The 20,567-nt window shown below is 70.5% G+C and carries 18 protein-coding genes; 8 read left to right on the top strand and 10 right to left on the bottom strand.

The annotated features are described in order from the left end of the window. Positions 1-62 precede the first annotated feature (62 nt). The gene (locus AC1DU4_RS15785) at positions 63-1,466 is read left to right on the top strand and encodes a class II fumarate hydratase (protein ID WP_477841345.1); all 1,404 of its coding nucleotides are present in this window, start codon (positions 63-65) and stop codon (positions 1,464-1,466) included. Between the two features lie 40 nt (positions 1,467-1,506). Here AC1DU4_RS15785 and AC1DU4_RS15780 read toward each other — a convergent pair whose 3' ends face one another. Beyond that, complete coding sequence (locus AC1DU4_RS15780; RefSeq protein ID WP_477841343.1) at positions 1,507-2,043, bottom strand: ester cyclase; 537 nt, start codon at positions 2,041-2,043, stop codon at positions 1,507-1,509. Between the two features lie 10 nt (positions 2,044-2,053). After that, positions 2,054-2,704: a L,D-transpeptidase family protein gene (locus AC1DU4_RS15775; protein ID WP_477841341.1), complete on the bottom strand. Its 651-nt coding sequence runs from the start codon at positions 2,702-2,704 to the stop codon at positions 2,054-2,056. A gap of 90 nt (positions 2,705-2,794) precedes the next feature. On the opposite strand from AC1DU4_RS15775, the gene AC1DU4_RS15770 reads away from it, so the two are divergent. Together AC1DU4_RS15770 and AC1DU4_RS15765 are read left to right on the top strand one after the other, a co-directional pair. After that, entirely contained in the window at positions 2,795-3,220 is a 426-nt protein-coding gene (locus AC1DU4_RS15770; RefSeq protein WP_477841340.1) for a limonene-1,2-epoxide hydrolase family protein, read from the top strand. 104 nt (positions 3,221-3,324) lie between these two features. Next, on the top strand, positions 3,325-3,759 hold the full coding sequence (locus AC1DU4_RS15765; protein WP_072846712.1) for a carboxymuconolactone decarboxylase family protein: 435 nt from the start codon (positions 3,325-3,327) through the stop codon (positions 3,757-3,759). Between the two features lie 59 nt (positions 3,760-3,818). Here the strand turns inward: AC1DU4_RS15765 and AC1DU4_RS15760 are convergent, their stop codons facing one another. The 3 genes from AC1DU4_RS15760 to glyA form a co-directional block, all read right to left on the bottom strand. After that, positions 3,819-5,129, bottom strand: a complete 1,311-nt coding sequence (locus AC1DU4_RS15760; protein WP_477841338.1) for a PhoH family protein — start codon at positions 5,127-5,129, stop codon at positions 3,819-3,821. A gap of 301 nt (positions 5,130-5,430) precedes the next feature. Beyond that, positions 5,431-9,669: a molybdopterin-dependent oxidoreductase gene (locus AC1DU4_RS15755; protein WP_477841336.1), complete on the bottom strand. Its 4,239-nt coding sequence runs from the start codon at positions 9,667-9,669 to the stop codon at positions 5,431-5,433. Positions 9,670-9,892: 223 nt separating this feature from the next. After that, complete coding sequence (glyA, locus tag AC1DU4_RS15750; protein ID WP_477841334.1) at positions 9,893-11,206, bottom strand: serine hydroxymethyltransferase; 1,314 nt, start codon at positions 11,204-11,206, stop codon at positions 9,893-9,895. 191 nt (positions 11,207-11,397) lie between these two features. Here glyA and AC1DU4_RS15745 point away from each other — a divergent pair, with 191 nt between their 5' ends. Then, positions 11,398-11,871, top strand: coding sequence for a nuclear transport factor 2 family protein (locus tag AC1DU4_RS15745; protein WP_477841332.1), 474 nt, complete (start codon positions 11,398-11,400; stop codon positions 11,869-11,871). A 3-nt stretch (positions 11,872-11,874) separates the two neighbouring features. Here the strand turns inward: AC1DU4_RS15745 and AC1DU4_RS15740 are convergent, their stop codons facing one another. Next, on the bottom strand, positions 11,875-13,095 hold the full coding sequence (locus tag AC1DU4_RS15740; protein WP_477841330.1) for a DUF885 domain-containing protein: 1,221 nt from the start codon (positions 13,093-13,095) through the stop codon (positions 11,875-11,877). A gap of 149 nt (positions 13,096-13,244) precedes the next feature. Here AC1DU4_RS15740 and coaA point away from each other — a divergent pair, with 149 nt between their 5' ends. Beyond that, positions 13,245-14,177 carry a type I pantothenate kinase gene (coaA, locus tag AC1DU4_RS15735; RefSeq protein WP_072846718.1) on the top strand — a complete coding sequence of 311 codons (933 nt, stop codon included), beginning with the start codon at positions 13,245-13,247 and terminating at the stop codon, positions 14,175-14,177. A gap of 70 nt (positions 14,178-14,247) precedes the next feature. Here coaA and AC1DU4_RS15730 read toward each other — a convergent pair whose 3' ends face one another. Next, positions 14,248-15,015 carry an isoprenyl transferase gene (locus AC1DU4_RS15730; protein ID WP_072846719.1) on the bottom strand — a complete coding sequence of 256 codons (768 nt, stop codon included), beginning with the start codon at positions 15,013-15,015 and terminating at the stop codon, positions 14,248-14,250. Between the two features lie 174 nt (positions 15,016-15,189). Between AC1DU4_RS15730 and trhA the strand changes: the two genes are divergently transcribed. Beyond that, complete coding sequence (trhA, locus tag AC1DU4_RS15725; RefSeq protein WP_477841328.1) at positions 15,190-15,855, top strand: PAQR family membrane homeostasis protein TrhA; 666 nt, start codon at positions 15,190-15,192, stop codon at positions 15,853-15,855. A 31-nt stretch (positions 15,856-15,886) separates the two neighbouring features. Here the strand turns inward: trhA and AC1DU4_RS15720 are convergent, their stop codons facing one another. Genes AC1DU4_RS15720 through mca form a run of 3 tightly spaced genes read right to left on the bottom strand, consistent with a single transcriptional unit; the run spans position 15,887 to position 19,122 of the window. Then, the gene (locus AC1DU4_RS15720) at positions 15,887-17,905 is read right to left on the bottom strand and encodes a thioredoxin domain-containing protein (protein ID WP_477841326.1); all 2,019 of its coding nucleotides are present in this window, start codon (positions 17,903-17,905) and stop codon (positions 15,887-15,889) included. After that, on the bottom strand, positions 17,906-18,229 hold the full coding sequence (locus tag AC1DU4_RS15715) for a hypothetical protein (RefSeq protein WP_477841324.1): 324 nt from the start codon (positions 18,227-18,229) through the stop codon (positions 17,906-17,908). It abuts the gene before it with no gap. Next, entirely contained in the window at positions 18,226-19,122 is an 897-nt protein-coding gene (mca, locus tag AC1DU4_RS15710; RefSeq protein ID WP_477841322.1) for a mycothiol conjugate amidase Mca, read from the bottom strand. The genes AC1DU4_RS15715 and mca overlap by 4 nt, the downstream gene beginning before the upstream one ends. Before the next feature lie 208 nt (positions 19,123-19,330). Here mca and AC1DU4_RS15705 point away from each other — a divergent pair, with 208 nt between their 5' ends. Both AC1DU4_RS15705 and greA read left to right on the top strand, forming a co-directional pair. Beyond that, positions 19,331-19,756: a DUF4307 domain-containing protein gene (locus AC1DU4_RS15705; RefSeq protein WP_072846724.1), complete on the top strand. Its 426-nt coding sequence runs from the start codon at positions 19,331-19,333 to the stop codon at positions 19,754-19,756. Between the two features lie 249 nt (positions 19,757-20,005). Then, positions 20,006-20,500: a transcription elongation factor GreA gene (gene greA, locus AC1DU4_RS15700; protein ID WP_072846725.1), complete on the top strand. Its 495-nt coding sequence runs from the start codon at positions 20,006-20,008 to the stop codon at positions 20,498-20,500. Positions 20,501-20,567: the final 67 nt, after the last annotated feature.

Raw genomic sequence — 20,567 nt, 5'->3', positions numbered from 1 at the left:
CTCCCCCGGTCTCGATCGGAGGAGGGCGCGGACAGTTGTTTCTGGTGGCAAGCTTGGTTGGCATGACGGACAACAGCGAATCGCAGTTCCGGATCGAGCACGACACCATGGGCGAGGTCCGGGTCCCCAAGGACGCACTCTGGCGCGCGCAGACTCAGCGCGCCGTCGAGAACTTCCCGATCAGCGGCCGCGGCCTCGAACGCGCCCAGATCCGCGCGATGGGTCTGCTCAAGGCCGCGTGCGCGCAGGTCAACAAGGACCTCGGGCTGCTCGACGCCGACAAGGCCGACGCCATCGTCGCCGCCGCCAACGAGATCGCCGACGGCCGCCACGACGACCAGTTCCCGATCGACGTCTTCCAGACCGGGTCCGGCACCAGCTCGAACATGAACGCCAACGAGGTCATCGCGAGCATCGCCCTGGCCCACGGGGTCGAGGTGCACCCCAACGACCACGTGAACATGTCGCAGTCCTCCAACGACACGTTCCCCACCGCGACGCACGTCGCCGCGACCGAGGCCGCGGTCACCCACCTGATCCCCGCGCTCGACCACCTGCGTCTGGCCCTCGGCGACAAGTCTGAGGAGTGGCGGACCGTGGTCAAGTCCGGCCGCACCCACCTGATGGACGCTGTCCCGGTCACCCTCGGCCAGGAGTTCGGCGGCTACGCCCGGCAGATCGAGGCGGGCGTCGAACGCGTCATGGCGACACTCCCCCGCCTCGGCGAGCTGCCGATCGGCGGCACCGCGGTCGGCACCGGACTCAACGCCCCCGACGGGTTCGGGCCCAAAGTTGTTGCAGAACTTGTCAAGTCGACCGGACTGGACTCCCTGACCCCGGCGCGGAACAGCTTCGAGGCGCAGGCCGCGCGCGACGGCCTGGTGGAGGCGTCCGGCGCGCTGCGCACCGTCGCGGTGTCACTGACAAAGATCGCCAACGACATCCGGTGGATGGGCTCCGGACCGCTGACCGGACTGGGCGAGCTGCACCTGCCGGACCTGCAGCCCGGCAGCTCGATCATGCCCGGCAAGGTCAACCCGGTACTGCCCGAGGCCGTCACCCAGGTCGCGGCGCAGGTGATCGGGAACGACGCCACCGTCGCCTGGGGCGGCGCGGCGGGCGCCTTCGAGCTCAACGTGTACATCCCGGTGATGGCGCGCAACCTGCTCGAGTCGTTTCGGTTGCTGGCCAACGTCTCCCGGCTGTTCGCCGACCGGTGCGTTGCCGGACTCGAGGCCGACACCGAGCGCCTGCGGACCCTCGCCGAGTCGTCCCCGTCCATCGTCACGCCCCTGAACTCCGCGATCGGCTACGAGGAGGCGGCCGCCGTCGCCAAGCAGGCGCTGAAGGAGAAGAAGACGATCCGGCAGACCGTGATCGACCGTGGACTGATCGGCGACACGCTCTCCGAGGCAGAGCTCGACCAACGCCTCGATGTGCTCGCCATGGCGAAGGTCGAGGAGTGAGCGCCACGCCCGATCCCGGCCGGACAAGGGGCCGCGCACCTCAGCCGGGTGGCGCCTTCCGTGCCCGACGCCGGGCCCACGCCATCCGCGCCAGGTAGACCGGGTTGGGCGGTATCCACCCGAGCTGCTGCGCCAGGCCGAGGTCGTCCCGCGTCGCCCAGTGCTCGACGACCAGTCCGTCCTCGATGCGGACCCAATGCGATTGGAGGACAGTGAAACTCCCGCCGGTCGACGGAAACGCCTGGTCGACCTCGCCGTCCGCGTCGTAGGTCAGGAACTGCCCGACCTGGCGGCCGCTCATGGCCACCTCCACCGCCACCAGGTCGCCGTCCGCAGCCACATGCCGAACCTCGAACCTCAGGTCCGCGAATGCCCGGCGGAGCCACAGCGCGGTCGCGTGCCACGCGTCCGGCCCGCGGCCCCGGGTCCGCGGCGGCTCGGTCACACTCTCGCGGTTGACGGCGTCCGGATGGATGACGGCACCGAAGTCGTCGCGGCCGCCCGCGGCCATGAGCTCGACGCTCCGTACCGCGACGGACTTCGCGTCCGCCGACGGGGTGGACCGGTCACCAGCCACAAGAGTCTCCTCACGCCGTGATCGCGATGACCGCGCCGGGCCGCAGCCAGCGGATCAACCACACCAGCGGGGCCTCGTCGACGGCGACGCAGCCCTCGGTGGGCTGGCCGTTGGCCACGTGCAGGAAGAACGCGCCGCCCCCACCCGGCCGCCGCTCCGCGTTGACGCCCATCACCACCGCGTAGCGGTAGGCCGGGATCGCGAGCTGCTCGCCCTGCGACTCGTCGAAGCCGCAGCTGCCGGGTGGGCACACCTGGTGGGTGTTGTAGGTCGGGCTCTGCTGGTCGCCGTCCCACCAGTCGTCCGGGCCCACCACCCGGTAGGGCAGCCCGCCGCCCGGGGACGGCTGGGTGCCGAACGCCGCGTCGAGGCTGAACACGCCCTCCGGAGTGGCCGGCACGCCGTCCGCCGCCTCCGCCGCGAAACCCGCGGCCCCCACCTCCGCGGGAATCGCCGGCGAGATCCGGTGCCAGCCGAGCGGGGAGCGCTGCCAGGCCTCGACGGTGGCACCCGCACCCGAGCCGCGGACGGCGATCACCTGGTTCGCGGAGCCGACCGCGTGGTCGAACCACGGACCCTGCGCGACCGCGTGTGGCGCACACAGCAGGGCGAGCAACGTCGCGACGACAACCGAGAGGACCGCGCTACCCGCTCTCCGCATCAGGACATCGTGACGTGAGTCACAGGCCCCGTCAACCCCGATAGGCTCTACCTGGCCCGACCGGGCCCGGCACCGTCCCCAGGAGCACCCGTGGATCCCACCGCATCGACCGACCGTCGTGACGCCGCCGTGGCGACGGTGACCGACTTCTTCGCCGCACTCGACGCACTCGACGTCCCTCGTGCCGGTACGTTTCTCACCCCGGACGTGGTGTGGCGGAACACGACGCTGCCCACCCTCCGGGGGCTGCCGACGGTCACCCGGGCGCTGCGGGCCGCGGCCCGGCCACGGTGCCGGTTCGAGGCCGTCGTGCACCACATCGCCAGCGACGGCGACGCGGTGCTCGTCGAGCGGACGGACACGCTGACACTCGGCCCGCTGCGTTCGACCTTCTGGGTGTGCGGCACCTTCGAGATCCGCGACGGGAAGATCGCCGTGTGGCGGGACTACTTCAGTTGGCGCAACGTCCTTCTCGGCGCCGTGACCGGCACGCTCCGGTCGGCGCGCGGCCAGTAGCGGCCCCTCCCGGCGGCCCCGGGCCACGGACGCTCCACGGGTACGATTCCGGGTGCGGCGCCCGCGACGGTGCCGCCGGACTACCCACGGAAAGACCAGGTCAAATGAGCAATCAGGACGACACCTCCATCTCCCCCACCTCCCCCGCATTCGACGCCGGGCTCGCGGTCCGCACCGAGGTCATGGGTGCGGACTTCGTGGACGCGGCCTTCGAGCGCACCCGGGGAACGGACGGCGAGGCACTTCAGGAGTTCGTCACCGCGAACGTGTGGGGGTCGGTCTGGACGCGCCCCGGCCTCGACCGCCGCAGTCGCAGCCTGATCAACCTGGGCATGCTGATCGCCCTGCGGGCGGAGAACGAACTGCGTGGCCACGTCCGCGGCGCGCTGCGAAACGGGTTGACCCGCACCGAGATCGTCGAAACGGTGATCCACGCCAGCGCCTACTGCGGGGCACCGGCCGGGCTGGCCGCGATGCGTGTCGTGCAGGAGGTCCTGACCGCGGAACTCGGACCGCTGGAGCCGTCGACCGAGTCCTGACCCGGACGCCCGGTGCCGCATCGGCCTGACCGATGCGGCACCGGGTCGAACAGTCCCGGTCAGGCGGTGGGGCCGAACTCCTCGAGCATCTCCGTCACCAGTGCCGCGATCGGCGAACGCTCGCTGCGGGTGAGCGTGACATGCGCGAACAGCGGATGCCCCTTGAGCTTCTCGATCACCGCGGCGACCCCATCGTGCCGGCCGACGCGCAGGTTGTCCCGCTGCGCGACGTCGTGGGTCAGGACCACCCGTGACCCGCTACCCAGCCGGGAGAGCACGGTCAGCAGCACGTTGCGCTCGAGGGACTGCGCCTCGTCCACGATGACGAAGGAGTCGTGCAGGGACCGACCGCGAATGTGGGTGAGCGGCAAGACCTCCAGCATGCCGCGGGCGATCACCTCGTCCATCACCTCCGGGCTGGCGAGGCCGTCGAGGGTGTCGAAGACCGCCTGCGCCCACGGCCCCATCTTCTCGCTCTCGCTGCCCGGCAGGTAGCCCAGTTCCTGGCCGCCGACCGCGTACAGCGGGCGGAACACCACCACCTTGCGATGCGACCGGCGTTCGAGCACCGCCTCCAGTCCCGCCGTCAACGCCAGCGCCGACTTCCCGGTGCCCGCCTTGCCGCCGAGGGAGATGATGCCGATGCTCTCGTCCAGCAGCAGGTCCAGGGCGATCCGCTGTTCGGCCGAGCGGCCGTGCAGCCCGAACGCCTCACGCTCGCCCCGCACCAACTGCACGCGCTTGTCCGGGGTGACCCGACCGAGGGCGCTGGAGCGGCCGCCGATCAGCCGGATCCCGGTGTGGCAGGGCAGGTCCCGCGCGTCGTCCAGGTCGACGACACCCTCGCCGAACAACTCGTCGATGCGTGCCGAGTCGACCTCGAGCTCCGCCATGCCCGTCCACCCGGACGCCACCACGTCGTGGGCGTGGTACTCGTCGGCCGGCAGGCCCACCGCGCCCGCCTTGACCCGGAGCGGGATGTCCTTGCTCACCAGCACCACGTCCCGGCCCTCGGCCGCCAGGTTGAGGGCGCACGCCAGGATCCGGGAGTCGTTCGAGTCGCTCCGGAACCCGACCGGCAGCACGGCCGGGTCGGTGTGGTTCAACTCGACCTGCAGCGTTCCGTCCTCGGTGCCGATCGGCACCGGCCGGTCCAGTCTCCCGTGTTCGATCCGCAGGTCGTCGAGCATCCGAAGTGATTCTCGCGCAAACCATCCGAGCTCGTGGTGGTGACGCTTGCCCTCGAGCTCGCTGATCACGACCAGCGGCAGCACCACTTCGTGCTCGGCGAATCGCGTGACAGCCCAGGGATCCGAGAGCAGGACCGAGGTGTCGAGGACGTAGGTGCGGACGGAGCGGGATTCGGTCACGGTGGCTCCTCGACCTGCGCGGCACCCGCGCAAGCGGCGTTCRCTGGGCCGTTCGGTCCGGGTGGGACTTACGTCCCACAGGGGCCGGGCGCCGGCCCCTTCGCCCTGAACAAGTCAGTCACGATTCGAACCTCCCGGACGGGCGGCTTCTGCACCACCCGTTGACCTGAACGCTACGACGGCGGGCCACACACCTGTCGGACCAACACGATGAACGTTGTGTAAACGTCGGGTGGGACGTAACCGCCGAGAGCTGCGCCTGCGGGCCACCGTCTCGTCCACAGCGGTTCGATCCGGTGGGTCAGTAGACGTCACGCACGTACCGCTTCTCCGCGGCGAGGGCCTTGACGTACGCCTCGGCGCTGCGGGGGGCGAGCCTGCCGAACTGCGCGACGATGCCGTTGAGGGCGACGTTCACGTCCTTGGCCATCCTGGCCGCGTCTCCACAGACGTAGAAGTGGGCACCGTTCTGCAGCCAGTCCCACAGCAGCGCCCCACGTTCGCGCATCCGGTCCTGGACGTAGACCTTCGCGGACTGGTCGCGGGAGAACGCGACGTCGAGTTCGGTGAGGAACCCGTCCCTGCGTAGCTCCTCGATCTCTTCGCGGTAGTAGAAGTCGGTCGCGGCGTGTTGCTCGCCGAAGAACAGCCAGTTCGGTCCGGTGTGTCCCAATGCTCGTCGCTCGTGCAGGAACGCGCGGAAGGGGGCGATGCCGGTGCCCGGCCCGACCATGATCATCGGGGTCTCGGAGTCGGCCGGGGGACGGAAGTGACTGGACTTCTGCACGTAGATTCCGATGTCGTCGCGGTCGGCGTAGTCGGCGAGGTACGTCGAGCACACCCCTCGCCGCGGGACGCCCGCGACGTTGTACCGAACGGCGGAGACCGTCAGCTGCACCTCGCGGGGGCTTGCCTTCGGGCTGGAGGAGATCGAGTACAGCCGCGGCTGAAGGGGTTTCAGGACGGTGAGCCACTCGTCGACGGAGGCGCGAACCGAGGACTGGCCGAGCACGTCGACGGACTGGCGCCCCCACGACCAGTCCTTGAGAGCGGACTTGTTCTCCGGCTTCATCAGTTCCGCAAGGTCGGCGTCCGCGGTGCGCTGTTGCACGAACCGGAGCAGGTCGCCGGTCAGGCGGGTGATCTCCAGGCGTTCGACGAGGGCGGTGCGCAGCGTCATCGCACCGTGCTCGGCGAGTTCGACGGTGGCATCCCCGTCGAGTCCGGTGACGGCGAGCCATTCGTCGACGAACGGGCTGCTGTTGCGGGGCCAGACCCCGAGTGCGTCGCCGGCCTCGTAGCTGACGGTGCCCGGCGGTAGGTGAAAGCCGAACTGCCGCACGTCCTTCGTCGACCCGGGCCGGTTGAGGACCACGTTGCGCGTCAGCGAGGTGACCAGCGGCGACTTCTTGCTGTACTGGCGCGTTTCGCTGGGTGCCGTCACCGTGCGGGCGCTGACCTCCGTCCTGGAATCGTCCGCGCCGGCGTCGCGATCCGCCCCTCCGCCGATCGACGCCGTCGGGTTCTGCAGTGCGACCGCCACCGCGTCCAGCCACCCGGCGGCGGACTCTTCGTAGTCGGGTTCGCAGTCGACGCGGCCGACGATGCGGGTGGCGCCGAGCTCGGCGAGTCGGTCGTCGAGCTTTCGGCCGTGTCCGCAGAAGTCGTCGTAGTTGGAGTCGCCGAAAGCGATGACGGCGTAGCGCATCTCGGTCAGGCGCGGCGCGGTGTCCGAGCTCAGGACGTCCCACAGGCCGCTGCCGTTGTCCGGCGGTTCGCCGTCGCCGGTGGTACTGGTGACCAGGAGGAGCTCGCGTGTCGTCGGCAGGTCGGCCGGCGCGAACTCCTCCATGCCGTGCATCACCACGGGCAGGCCGGCCTCGCCGAGCCGGGCGACGCAGGAGGCGGCGAATTCTTCGGCCGTACCGGTCTGCGAGGCCCAGAGCACCACGATCGGGGCCCGCCAGGGAACGGGCACCTCCGCCGGAACCGTCCGCGGGGCGCCGGGGGACGGCTCGGGCCGTTCGCCCCCGGGGACCGCGGTGCGCGAAAACAGCCCGGCCAGGACGCCGTCGACCCACATCCGTTTGCCGGCATCGAACGGGGTGTTCGCGGGCAGGGTCGGCACGCCGGGGGTCCGACCCGCGTCCGACCGCAGTGCCGCCAGGAGTCCGGCGAGGTAGAGCTTCTCCAACGGGTCGAACTCGACTGCCGGCGTATCGGTCTGCCCGAGGACGGCGGCGAGGACGTCGAGTCGCGACGAACCGCCGTCCGCGGCGGCGGGCGGCGCGGACGCGGCGGCGGGAGTTGTCTCCGGCGCATCGGCGGTCTCGGTGGGTGTGGCCTCGGGTGTGGACACGGCAACCTTGGTCAGGGTCACGGCACAGGCCTTGAACTCCGGCTGTTGCGAGGCGGGATCGATCGCGTCGTTGGTGACCGCGTTGATGGACAGGTACTCGCCGAAGGAGTCGTTCCAGTGGAACGGCGCGAAGCAGTTCCCGGGACGCACCCGATCGGTGACCAGGGCCGGCAACACCGCGCGTCCGCGACGCGAGGACACCTCGATCGCGTCCTTGTCGGTGACACCGAGGCGGGCGGCGTCGTCGGGGTGGATTTCGATGAACGGCCCCGGATTGAGTTTGTTGAGCTTGGCTACCTTGCCGGTCTTGGTCATGGTGTGCCACTGGTGCGCGAGACGGCCGGTGTTGAGCAGGAACGGGTAGTCGTCGTCGGGCATTTCGGCGGGCGGCAGGTGCGGCCGGGCGAAGAACATCGCGCGGCCACTGGCGGTGGGGAACGCGAGTCGCGGCGCGGCGCCGTCCTCCCCGACGAGAAGCCGCTGGCTCACGCCGTCGTTGAGGTATCGGATGGGGTGACGGTCCTGATCGCTGTCGGGTGGGCACGGCCACTGGACCGGGCTCTCGCGAAGGCGCTCGTAGGTGATCCCCCGCAGGTCGTAGCCGGTCTTGGGATTCCAGAACCGCTTGATCTCCTCGAACACCTCCTCCGCGCAGGTGTAGGTGAACGCGTCCGCGTAGCCCATCTCGCAGGCAATCCGGGCAATGATCTGCCAGTCCGGCAGCGCCTGCCCGACCGGGGCCAGGGCCTGCTGGAACAGGGTCAGGTTGCGTTCGGAGTTGATCATCACCCCGTCGGACTCGGTCCACAGCGCCGCCGGGAGCAGCACGTCGGCGTACTCGTTGGTCTCGGTGCCGAGGAACGCGTCCTGGGTGACGACGAGTTCGGCCTTCTCGAGTCCGTCGAGGACGGTCTTGCGGTTGGCCACCGTCGCAACGGGATTGGTGCAGATGATCCAGCAGGCCTTGATCTCGCCGGCGGCCATCCGGGAGAACATGTCGATCGTCCCGCCGCCGATGTCGGTGCGCAGCGATCCGCGGGGGATTCCCCACCGGTCCTCGACGAACTCGCGGTCGTCGTCGAACATCACCGCGCGTTGGCCGGGCAGACCCGGTCCCATGTAACCCATTTCGCGCCCGCCCATGGCGTTCGGCTGGCCGGTCAGGGAGAACGGGCCACTGCCGGGCCGGCAGATCGCACCGGTGGCGAGGTGCAGGTTGCAGATCGCGTTGGTGTTCCAGGTCCCGTGCGTGCTCTGGTTCAAACCCATTGTCCAGCAGCTCATCCAGTTGCCGGCCTCACCGATCCACTGCGCGGCGGTGCGGATGTCCGCCGCCGGGATTCCGGTGATCTCACTGACCTTGTCCGGGGTGAACTCCTCGAGGAAGCTGGGCATCACCTCCCAGCCCTCTGTGAAGTCGTCGATGAACTCCGGATCGGTGTGACCGTTCTCGACGAGCAGATGCAGGAGTCCGTTGAGCAGCGCGAGGTCGGTGCCCGGCGCAACCTGCAGGAACAGGTCGGCCTTGTCCGCGGTGGCGCTGCGCCGGGGGTCGACGACGATCAGCTTCGCTCCGGCCTTGACCCGATCCATCATCCGCAGGAACAAGATCGGGTGGCAGTCGGCCATGTTGGCGCCGGTCACGAAGAAGACGTCGGCGTGCTCGAAGTCCTGGTACGAACCGGGCGGCCCGTCGGCGCCGAGGGACTGCTTGTACCCGGTGCCGGCGCTGGCCATGCACAGGCGCGAGTTCGACTCGATCTGATTGGTGCCGATGAAACCCTTGGCCAGTTTGTTCGACAGGTACTGGGCCTCGAGAGACATCTGCCCCGACACGTACAGGGCCACCGCATCGGGGCCGTGCTCGTCGACGATCGCCCGCAACCGCTGCGCAGTGCCGGTGATGACGGCGTCCATGTCGGCGGCCTCGAGCGACTGTCCCCGGGCCGGCCGCAGATACGGCGACTCCATGCGGCCCGGTCCGGCCAGCATGTCCGCGGTCGTGGCGCCCTTCGTGCACAGTCGCCCGAAATTCGTGGGGTGGGACGCGAGGCCCGACGACTTCGCGGCCCTCCGGCGTCCCGTCTCCGGGTCGGTGACGATGTCGAGGACCAGGCCACACCCGACGCCGCAGTACGCGCAGAGTGTGTCGACACTGGTGCCGTCGCGGCGTGCGCCCATAGTCCGTGCATCCCTTCGGCCGCGGATCAAGGTCGCCACCAATCATCGGGCCCGGATGTTTCGGGACGTCACACCCGGTGTTGCGTATCGGTCAACACTTGCACTCCGCGGACGGGAATCGACTGTGCGGTTGCCGTGACCTCGACGTGCACGTCTGCGACCAGAACGGCGGCCCGCACCCCCTCGTCGGGAGTGCGGGCCGCCGCGCGAGCCGTCGGTGACGTCAGACGTTCTTGGAGAGCAGTCCCCAGCCCTCGAGTCCGTCGTACAGCGGGAAGTCGAGCGCCAGCTTCGAGACCCGGGCCCGCAGGGCCGGGACGTCGGCGGCGGAGCCGGCGGCCAGCGCGGTGCCGATGATGTCGGCGACCTCGGTGAACTCGACGTCGCCGAAGCCGCGGGTGGCCAGCGCGGGGGTGCCGATGCGCAGGCCCGACGGGTTCATCGGCGGGCGCGGGTCGAACGGCACGGCGTTGCGGTTGACGGTGATGCCGATCTCGTGCAGGAGGTCCTCGCCCTGCTGGCCGTCGAGCTGTGAGTGGCGCAGGTCCACCAGCACCAGGTGCACGTCGGTGCCGCCGGTCAGCACGGAGATGCCGTTGCCCGCGACGTCGGCGCCGGTGAGGCGCTCGGCGAGGATCTTCGAGCCGGCGATGGTGCGGGCCTGACGGTCCTTGAACTCGTCGGTGGCGGCGATCTTCATCGCGACGGCCTTCGCGGCGATCGCGTGCATCAGCGGCCCGCCCTGCTGGCCCGGGAAGACCGCGGAGTTGAGCTTCTTGGCCCACTCCTTCTTCGCGAGGATCATGCCGGAGCGGGGTCCGCCGAGGGTCTTGTGCACGGTGGTGGAGACGACGTCGGCGTGCGGCACCGGCGACGGGTGCAGACCCGCGGCCACCAGGCCGGCGAAGTGCGCCATGTCGACCCACAGCTTGGCGCCGATCTCGTCGGCGATCGAACGGAACGCCGCGAAGTCGAGGTGGCGCGGGTACGCGGACCAGCCCGCGATCAGCACCTCCGGACGCTCGGCCAGCGCGGTCTCGCGCACCTGGTCCATGTCGACGACGTGGGTGTCCTCGCGGACGCCGTAGGACGCCACCTGGTACAGCTTGCCGGAGAAGTTCAGCTTCATGCCGTGGGTGAGGTGCCCGCCGTGCGCGAGGTCCATGCCCATCAGCTTCTCGCCCGGGTTCATCAGCGCCATCAGCACCGCGGCGTTGGCCTGCGCGCCTGCGTGCGGCTGCACGTTGGCGAACTCGGCGCCGAAGACGGCCTTGGCACGCTCACGCGCGAGGTTCTCCACGACGTCGACGTGCTCGCAGCCGCCGTAGTAGCGGCGGCCCGGGTAGCCCTCGGCGTACTTGTTGGTGAGCACGCTGCCCTGCGCCTGCAGGACCGCGCGCGGCACGAAGTTCTCCGAGGCGATCATCTCGAGGGTGTCGCGCTGACGGGCCAGCTCGCCGTTCATCGCCGCGGCGACCTCGGGGTCGAGTTCGGCGAGCGAAGCGTTGTTGACGTCGGTGCTGGGCACAGCGGTCATCGAAGATTCTCCAAGGGAAGCCGGGCAGGGGCGCTTCCAGTCTAGAACCGTGCGAACAGCACGAACCCCCGGGTCCTACCCCAGTTCGGTCCCGGTGATCGAGATCACAGCGACGAGGGCCCCGCGCGGCCGGGTTAGCGTGCCCACCGGGCCGCCCGGCCCGAGCCCGCCGCGACCGCCCAGGAGCGCCCATGACCACAGCCGAGACGACGTTCGAGGACCTGCTCGCCGAACGCGCGATCCTCCGATCCCTGACGCGGATCGCCCGGGCCATGGACGAGCGGGCCTGGGCCGCGCTGGACGACCTCGTGCTCGCGGACGCGACCGCGAACCTCGGCACCGGCGAGCTGACCGGCCTCGCCGACATCGTCGCGAGCATCCGCTCGTTCCTCGACGAGTGCGGTCCCACCCAGCACCTGCTCGGCAACGTCCTCGTCGAGGTCAACGGGGAGACCGCCACCAGCCGGGCGTACGTCAGCGACATGCACGTCGGCGCGGGCGACCGCTCGCACCTGACGTTCTGCACCCTCGGCGACTACCACGACGAGTGGGTCCGGCGCGGCGGCGAATGGCTGCTGAGCAGGCGGGTGAAGGTCAGCCGCGCGCACACCGGATCGTTCGAGGTCCTCGGACCCGGTCCGGCCGGTTGGGCACCGCGCGGCTGAGCGTCAGCGCAGCGCGGACGGGATCAGCGGCTCGTCGAGCAGTCGCCGGAACAGCTCCGACCGCTCGTCCGCGTCCGCGCCCCGGTCCATCCAGGACCCGAGCAGCCGGTAGCCCTCCACGTAGGTGGAGGTGTAGGCGCGCCACAGCGGCGAGGACAGGAACCGCAGCGACTGCCGGGCCCGGTCCGGCGTGGTGAGCGTCCAGCGCTGCAGGAACTGGGCGACCTCGTCGTGGTCACGGCCGCGGTCGTGCAGCAGCAGGGCCGCGTCCTGCCTGACCCCGAGCAACTTGCCCGACGCCGCCGAGAGCGCCTCCGCCCGCTCGCCGTCGAAGCGCAGCCCCAGGTCCGCGTAGATCTCCTGCGCCCACAGCCCCCAGCCGGCACCACCGGTGCCCCCGACGATCGACTTCAGCGCCAGGTCCGCCAGCCCCTCCGCCATCAGGCACTGCGGGGTGTTCACGACGAACAGGGTCTGCTCCTGCTGCCCGGCGGCCACCAGCCCGGCCTCCTTGCGGCAGTGCTCGGTGTGGTGGCCGGGGTACGACTCGTGCGCGATCAGGTGCGGCAGGTTCGCCATGTGCTGCTTGAGGTCGGAGTTGATCGCGACCCGGGACCGGTAGTCCCCCAGGTAGTAGTTGAATCCCGACCACGGCTTGTCGCCGACCACCTCGTACTCGACGCGCTCGGTCTCCGGCAGCGGGTAGCGGTCGCGGACCAGGTCGCGCAGCGCGCTGGAGAAGGCCTCGACGCACTCGGCCAGCCGTTCCGGCGGGATCTCGTCGGCGGACCGGTGCGCCTGCAGACGTTCGGCCAGCGACCGCGTCGGGTCCGCCGCCCCGCCGCCGGCGAGCACCTCGTCCATCGCCCGGTGCGCGTCCCGGTAGTCCTCCTCCGACCCCGGCTCGATGCGGACGTCGAAGTAGGCGTGCACCTCGTCGACGAAGCCGATGTCCTCGCCGGCGAACTTGCGGCCGGAGCACTCGAGCGCGCGCAGGTGGACGTCGAGGAAGGCCGCGCGGTCCGCGGTCAGGTCCACGTCGGGCAGCTCGGCGCGCAGTTCCGCGGCCCGCCGGGCCAGGTCCCTCGGCAGCGGCGCCGGCGCGTCCGCCACCTGACGACGCAGCGCCGGGTCGCCGGTGTAGGCGTCGACGAACCCCTCCTCCAACCGGTCGAAACCGAGTCCCAGCAGCAGGTATTCGCGGACGAACGCAACGGGATCCATGTGGACCGAGGGTAGTGGGCCGCCCGGCCGGCGCGGCGGCGGACTCGCGCCCGGACCTCGGGGCACAGCGCGCAATCCGGACCCGCCGCAGCCGGCCGGTGTGGGAACGCGCACAATTCGACCATGCAGACCGAGCGCGAGGTGAGCGCATGGCCAAGGTGAGCGAGTCCAGCCCGTACGTCGAATTCGACCGTAAACAGTGGCGGACCCTGCGTAAGTCCACGCCGCTGGTGCTCACGGAGGAGGAGCTCCTCGGCCTGCGCGGTCTGGGCGAGCAGATCGACCTCGACGAGGTCGCCGAGGTGTACCTGCCGCTCTCACGTCTGATCCACCTGCAGGTGGCGGCCCGGCAGCGGCTCTTCGCGGCCACCGCCACCTTCCTCGGCGAGAAGCACCCCGACCGCCAGGTCCCCTTCGTGATCGGCGTGGCGGGCAGTGTCGCGGTCGGCAAGTCGACCACCGCCCGCGTGCTGCAGGCACTGCTGGCCCGCTGGGACCACCACCCGCGGGTGGACCTGGTGACCACCGACGGATTCCTCTACTCGACCGCGGAACTGACCCGGCGGGGCATCATGCACCGCAAGGGTTTTCCCGAGAGCTACGACCGCCGCAAGCTGCTGCGTTTCGTCACCGAGGTCAAGTCGGGCGCGGAAGAGGTTGCAGCGCCGGTGTACTCACACCGGTCGTACGACGTGCTGGCCGGCCAGTACCACCTCATCCGGCAGCCCGACATCCTGATCATCGAGGGCCTCAACGTGCTGCAGACCGGCCCGCGGCTGATGGTCTCGGACCTGTTCGACTTCTCCATCTACGTCGACGCGCGGATCGAGGACATCGAACGCTGGTACGTCAAACGCTTTCTGGCGCTGCGCAAGACGTCGTTCGCCGACCCGAACGCACACTTCCACCACTACTCCGGACTCTCCGACGAGCACGCGACGGTGGCCGCGGAGGAGATCTGGAACTCCACCAACCGCCCGAACCTGGTGGAGAACATCCTGCCGACCCGGCCGCGCGCGACGCTGGTGCTCCGCAAGGACGCCGACCACTCGATCAACCGGCTCCGCCTGCGCAAGCTGTAGGCGACCGCGTCGCCCGTGCGCCTCTCCGGCAGCGCCCGCTACCGGAAGGGCGCACGGGCCGCGGGGCGGCCTACGCGCCGAAGCGCCGGTGCCGGGCCGCGTAGTCGCGCAGGGCCCGCAGGAAGTCGACGCGGCGGAACTCAGGCCAGTACGCCTCGGTGAACCAGATCTCGGAGTACGCGCTCTGCCACAGCAGGAAGCCCGAGAGCCGCTGCTCCCCCGACGTCCGGATCACCAGGTCCGGGTCGGGCTGGCCGGAGGTGTACAGGTGACCGTCGATGCCCTCGACGCTCATCGCCTTGACCAGGTCGTCGCCGGTCAGGCCCTCGCGCAGCTTCTCGCTCAGCAGCGACTGCACCGCGTCGGCGATCTCCTGGCGGCCGCCGTAGCCGACCGCGACGTTCACGTGGCAGCCGGTGCCGCCCTGGGTGCCCTCGGCCGCCTCGCGCAGCCGGCGCGCCTGCGCGTCGGGCAGCAGGTCGAGCGTGCCGACGATCTTGACGCTCCAGTTGTGCGCGGGGCCCGAGATCTCCTCGACCACGTCGGTGATGATCTCGAGCAGCGTGTCCAGCTCTTCGGGCTCGCGGCGCAGGTTCTCGGTGGAGAGCAGGTAGATGGTGGCCATCTCGATGCCGGCCTCGTCGCACCACTGCAGCAGTTGCGCGATCTTGAGCGCACCCATCCGGTGACCGTGCGCGACGTCGGTGAAACCGTTCTCCCGCGCCCATCGGCGGTTGCCGTCGCACATCACCGCGACGTGCCGCGGCGTGCGGAGGCCCTCGAGTTTTCGGGTCAGCCGTCGCTCGTAGATGCTGTACAGCAGGTTCGGCACCTTCACCTGGACATCACCACGAGAGGTCACATTACGCCGCGCGCACCGGCGCCTCGCGCGGGCCGCCGCATTCCGCCGGCGACGGCCTCCCCGGCTGTCCGCGGGGCCGGTACAGTGACCACCGAACCCGAACCTACGGTACCGTAGGTTCGGCCGTCGTCACGATCACGGGAGCGCGACATGACCGCACTTGACCAGGCCCCCACTCCGGTGAAACCGCGACTGCGCGGCTGGATTCACCTGTGGGCATTCGGGGTCGCCGTCATCGCGGGCGCCGTCCTGGTGGCCGGTGCCGCCGGCGTCTCGGCCCGCGCCGGATTCGCCACCGCCATCTATGCAGCGACGGTGTGCGGCGTGTTCGGCGTCAGCGCCACGTACCACCGCGTGCACTGGCCGACGGTCCGCGCGCGGATCTGGATGAAGCGCGCCGACCACTCGATGATCTTCCTGTTCATCGCGGGCAGCTACACCCCGTTCGCGATGCTCGGGCTGCCGCCGGAGACCGGCCGCACCCTGCTGACCGTGGTCTGGGCCGGCGCGCTCGCCGGGGTGGCCCTGAAGATGCTGTGGCCCACGGCCCCGCGCTGGGTCGGTGTCCCGCTGTACCTGATCCTCGGCTGGGCGATCGTGCCCGTCGCGGGCGAGCTGGCCGGTCAGGTCGGCTGGGCGCCGCTGATCCTGCTCGCCGTCGGCGGGGTCCTCTACAGCGTCGGCGCCGTGCTGTACGCGACGAAGTGGCCCAACCCGTGGCCGGCGACCTTCGGCCATCACGAGTTCTTCCACGCCGGCACGGTGGTCGCCGCGCTCTGCCACTACGTCGCGGTGTGGCTGGTCGTGTTCGGCTGACCCGCGAACGCCGGGCCACAGCCGTCACGGACTACCTGCCCAGCGCGGCCCGCAGCTCCTCGACCCCGGTCACCGGCCGGTCGCAGACCGACCCCCGGCAGACGTACGCCGCGGGGGCGCCGTCGACGAGCGGGCGGTCCGCCAGCAGCGGAACCGAGTCCGGCGCACCGCCGACCACGACAGCCCCTCCGGGCGCGGCGCGGCGGGCCGTGTCCAGCAACCCGGTCTCGGCACCGTCCGTCGCCACCGCGACCTGGATCGGGCCGCGCACCGACGCCTCCGCCACCGCCAGCCAGTGCCCCGCCGACCGCGCCGACCGGGCCAGCAGCGGCGCGCCCCGGTCCAGGGTGTCCGCGACCGCGGCGGCGTACCGCGGCGAGCGCTCCGGGTCCGACAGCGACGCCGCCAGCTGCAGCGCCTCCGCCATCGACGAGGCCCCGGACGGGGTCGCGCCGTCGAACGGGTCCCGCGGCCGGGTGATCAGCCGTTCGGCGTCGTCGGCGGTGTCGAACCAGCAGCCCGGCTCGGCCGGGTCCGCGAAGTGCGTGATCGCCAGGTCCACCAGTTCCTGGGCGCGGGTGAGCCACTCGGCCTCGCCCGTCGCCTGGTGCAGGGCGAGCAGCCCGGTGGCCAGGCAGGCGTGGTCGTCGAGCACCCCGGCGGCCTCCCCGACGTGTCCGCCCAGCGAGGCCCGGCGCAGCCGGCCGTCCACCAGGTGTGCGTCGAGCAGGTACCGCGCGCAGTCCGCGGCGGCGTCCACCCAGTCCGGGCGGCCGAATCCCGCACCGGCCTCGGCCAGCGCGGTGATCGCGAGCCCGTTCCAGGCGGTGACCACCTTGTCGTCGCGGGCGGGCTGCGGCCGACGCGCGCGGGCCTCGAAGAGCTTCGCCCGCACCGTCGCCCACCGCGACCAGTCCTCGGGATCGGCGGGCAGCTGCAGCACCGAGGTGCCGGCCTCGAAGGTGCCCGCGGAACTCACCGCGAGCAGCCCTGCCGCCCAGACGCCGTCCTCGAAGCCCAGCACCGCGGCCAGCTCGTCGGGGGTCCACGCATAGGTCAGGCCCTCGACGCCCTCGGTGTCGGCGTCGAGCGCGGACGCGAAAGCGCCCCTGTCCGTGGACAGGTCACGCATCAGGAACCCGGCGGTCTCCTCGGCCACCCGGACCGCGAGCGCCGAGCCGGTGCGACGGCCCAGGTGCGCGTACAGCCGCAGCAGCTGCGCGTTGTCGTAGAGCATCTTCTCGAAGTGCGGAACCACCCAGTCGGCGTCCACGGCGTACCGGGCGAAGCCGCCGCCGAGCTGGTCGTAGATGCCGCCGCGGGCCATCGCCTCCGCGGTCCGCGCGACGGCGGCCAGCGGGGCCCCGTCCGCGGTCCGCTCGTACCCGCGCAGCAGCCCCTCCAGCAGCGCGGTGGGCGGGAACTTCGGGGCGCCGCCGAAGCCGCCGCGGGCGACGTCCTCGTCACGCAGCGCGGCGGCGGCCGCGGCGTCGAGCAGGGCCGCGTCCACCGGCAGCTGACCCCCGGGGACACCGGCCGAACTGGCCTGCAGCTCAGCGGAGATCTGTGCGGACGCGCGCTGCACGTCGCCGCGGCGGGAGTGCCAGGTGTCGCTGATCGCCTCGAGCAGCTGGCCGAACGAGGGCATCCCTCCGCGCGGCGCGGGCGGGTAGTAGGTACCGCAGTAGAACGGCTCCGCGTCGGGGGTCAGGAAGCAGGTCATCGGCCACCCGCCCTGGCCGGTCATCGCGACCGTCGCGTTCATGTAGACCGCGTCGAGGTCCGGCCGCTCCTCGCGGTCGACCTTGACGCAGACGAAGTTCGCGTTCATGACCGCGGCGGTCGCCTCGTCCTCGAACGACTCGTGCGCCATCACGTGGCACCAGTGACAGGCCGCGTAGCCGATCGACAACAGGATCGGCACGTCCCGTTCCCGCGCCCAGGCCAGCGCCTCCGGCCCCCACTGCTGCCAGTGCACCGGGTTGTCGGCATGTTGCCGCAGGTAGGGGCTGGTGGCCCCGCCGAGGGCGTTGCGGTCCTGGGCGTTCATCTAGCCGGGCGTCTGCGTCGGCGGTTCGGTCTTCTTCTTGCCGGTCTCCGGCGCGTCCACCTCGGGGTCCTTCGCCTCCGGCGCCTTCGCGGCGCCGCGGTCGGTGCCCTCGTCGGCGGCCTGGTCGGCCTCCGGGTGTTCCGGCTCGAAGGTGTCCGGCAGCTTCTTGAGCTGGCGGTTCATCGAGCGGATCAGCAGCGCGGTGCCGGCCAGCAGCACCAGGATGAGGATCAGGCCGAACGGCGATGCCTTGCCGTACTCGGGTCCGGTGGGGGTTCCGGGGGTCTGCGCCAGCCAGTCGACTGCCGCGCTTGCCAAGATCACTTCTTCTCCTCGTGGTGCCCGCCACCGACATGGTCGATGCCGGCGAACAGGTCGGTTTCCGGAATGGCCGTGCGCACGCGGGTCTTCGCGAGCTCGAACTCCTCCGTCGGCCAGATCTTCTGCTGGATGTCCAGCGGCACGGCGAAGAACGACCCGTTCGGGTCGATCTGGGTGGCGTGTGCGCGCAGGGCGTCGTCGCGCTGCGGGAAGTGGTCACCGCAGGTGATCTGGGTGGTCACCCGGGCCATCAGGTCGCCCTGCTCGGTCTTCCACTTCTTGAGCCACTCCGCCATCGGGAACTCTTCGCCTCGACGGTCGTACTCCTCCTGGAACAGCTGCAGGCGCTTGCGGATGAAGCCGTGTGAGTAGTAGAGCTTCGAGATCTCCCACGGCTCGCCCGCGTCGGGGAACTGCTCCGGGTCCGCGGCGGCGTCGTATGCCGCCATCGAGACCTCGTGGCAGCGGATGTGGTCGGGGTGCGGGTACCCGCCGTTCTCGTCGTACGTCGTCATGACGTGCGGACGGAACTCGCGGATGACACGCACCAGCGCCTCGGTCGGCTCCTCCAGGGGGACCAACGCGAAGCAGCCCTCGGGCAGCGGCGGCAGCGGGTCGCCCTCGGGCAGTCCGGAGTCCATGAAGCCCAGCCAGGTCTGCTGCACGCCGAGGATTCGGGCCGCCTCGGCCATCTCCTCCTTGCGCACCTCGGTGATCCGGTTCCGGACCCCGGGGACGTCCATCGCGGGGTTGAGGATGTCTCCTCGCTCGCCGCCGGTCAGGGTGACCACCAGCACGTCGTTGCCCTCGGCCGAATACCGGGCCATCGTCGCGGCACCCTTGCTGGACTCGTCGTCGGGATGGGCGTGCACGGCCATGAGACGCAATCCGCTCACAGTGTTCCTTCACCTCAGCTTCGCCTGTCGGCCACAGTGGGCCCTGCCGGACGGTTCGGCGGACCGCGCCACCGGCACGCCGTTGTCCTTCCCCTATAGTTCCACCCGATACCTCCGACGTCAGCCGTGGCCCTGCCCAGCCGCCGGAAGATGGTGCGCCCCGCCGGGCGACGCAGCTCGCCCGGACCGCTGTACGAGAGCTGAGCCGATGACCGAGAACCTGCCCGCCGACCGCTACCCGACCCCCCAGCGCAGCCTGCGCGGGTCCCGGATCCTCGCGGTCGTGCTGAGTATCGGCGTCATCGCCCTCGGCGTCGCGCTCGCGTTCCTCGGCTACAACAAGTTCGACAACAAGGACGTCGAAGCGCAGGTCATCTCCTACGACATCGTCAACGAGTCCACCATCGGGGTCCGGTTCACCGTCACCCGCGAGGTGCCGTCCGACCCCGCTGTGTGCATCGTGCGGGCCCGCTCCCAGGACGGCTCGGAGACCGGCCGCCGCGAGGTGTACGTCTCTCCGTCGGAGAGCGGCACCGTCGAGATCACCCTGCCCATCCGAACCTCGCAGCGACCGGCGATCGCGGAGATCTACGGCTGCGGCAACGAGACCCCCGGATACCTCACCGCCGGCTGACCGGCGACTCGCACCGGAACTCGACCTCCGTCTGCAAAAACCCCGTACGTGCTAGAATTCGCAGGTACACGGTTCCTGACTGGAACCGTGTATTGCTGCATTGGCGGCAGGGTGTACTGCTCACATGACTGAGCCAACCGGGGGATCACACTTTCCGGGGGACCGCGCGCGCTGCCACCGACGACCGCTGGAGTTCAGCGGTCAGCCCGGGGGGCCCGCCAGGGTTCCGACTACGAGGAGTGATCGAGCATGACCGAGACCCAGGTGACCTGGTTGACCCAGGATTCCCACGACAGGCTCAAGAGCGAACTCGACCAGCTCATTGCCAACCGTCCGGTCATTGCGGCCGAGATCAACGAGCGCCGCGAAGAGGGCGACCTCAAGGAGAACGGTGGCTACCACGCCGCGCGCGAGGAGCAGGGTCAGCAGGAGGCCCGGATTCGTCAGCTGCAGGACCTGCTGAACAACGCCAAGGTCGGCGAGGCGCCCACCCAGTCCGGCGTGGCGCTGCCCGGTTCCGTGGTGAAGGTCTACTACGACGGCGACGACACCGACACCGAGACGTTCCTGATTGCCACTCGTGAAGAGGGTGTTCGGAACAACGAGCTCGAGGTCTACTCCCCCAACTCCCCGCTCGGCGCGGCGCTGCTCAACGCGACCGTCGGCGACACCCGGGAGTACACGCTGCCGAACAACAAGACCATGAAGGTCACGCTGGTCAGCGCGGAGCCCTACCACGCCTGACGCGCGTCTGCTTCCTTCACGACCCCGGTTCGAGCCTCGGCTCGGGCCGGGGTTTTGTGTTGCGCCG

The organism is Rhodococcus sp. P4_F5 (assembly GCF_056401315.1).
This window is presented reverse-complemented; position numbering and strand designations above follow the sequence as displayed.

What these genes read in the sequence shown, in the direction of transcription:
- AC1DU4_RS15720 (WP_477841326.1), bottom strand. Translation starts at nt 17,905, where the DNA reads ATGAACGCCCAGGACCGCAACGCCCTCGGCGGGGCCACCAGCCCCTAC.
- AC1DU4_RS15775 (WP_477841341.1), bottom strand. Translation starts at nt 2,704, where the DNA reads ATGCGGAGAGCGGGTAGCGCGGTCCTCTCGGTTGTCGTCGCGACGTTG.
- trhA (WP_477841328.1), top strand. Translation starts at nt 15,190, where the DNA reads ATGACCGCACTTGACCAGGCCCCCACTCCGGTGAAACCGCGACTGCGC.
- AC1DU4_RS15740 (WP_477841330.1), bottom strand. Translation starts at nt 13,095, where the DNA reads ATGGATCCCGTTGCGTTCGTCCGCGAATACCTGCTGCTGGGACTCGGT.
- AC1DU4_RS15785 (WP_477841345.1), top strand. Translation starts at nt 63, where the DNA reads ATGACGGACAACAGCGAATCGCAGTTCCGGATCGAGCACGACACCATG.
- coaA (WP_072846718.1), top strand. Translation starts at nt 13,245, where the DNA reads ATGGCCAAGGTGAGCGAGTCCAGCCCGTACGTCGAATTCGACCGTAAA.
- AC1DU4_RS15755 (WP_477841336.1), bottom strand. Translation starts at nt 9,669, where the DNA reads ATGGGCGCACGCCGCGACGGCACCAGTGTCGACACACTCTGCGCGTAC.
- AC1DU4_RS15705 (WP_072846724.1), top strand. Translation starts at nt 19,331, where the DNA reads ATGACCGAGAACCTGCCCGCCGACCGCTACCCGACCCCCCAGCGCAGC.
- glyA (WP_477841334.1), bottom strand. Translation starts at nt 11,206, where the DNA reads ATGACCGCTGTGCCCAGCACCGACGTCAACAACGCTTCGCTCGCCGAA.
- AC1DU4_RS15765 (WP_072846712.1), top strand. Translation starts at nt 3,325, where the DNA reads ATGAGCAATCAGGACGACACCTCCATCTCCCCCACCTCCCCCGCATTC.
- greA (WP_072846725.1), top strand. Translation starts at nt 20,006, where the DNA reads ATGACCGAGACCCAGGTGACCTGGTTGACCCAGGATTCCCACGACAGG.
- AC1DU4_RS15745 (WP_477841332.1), top strand. Translation starts at nt 11,398, where the DNA reads ATGACCACAGCCGAGACGACGTTCGAGGACCTGCTCGCCGAACGCGCG.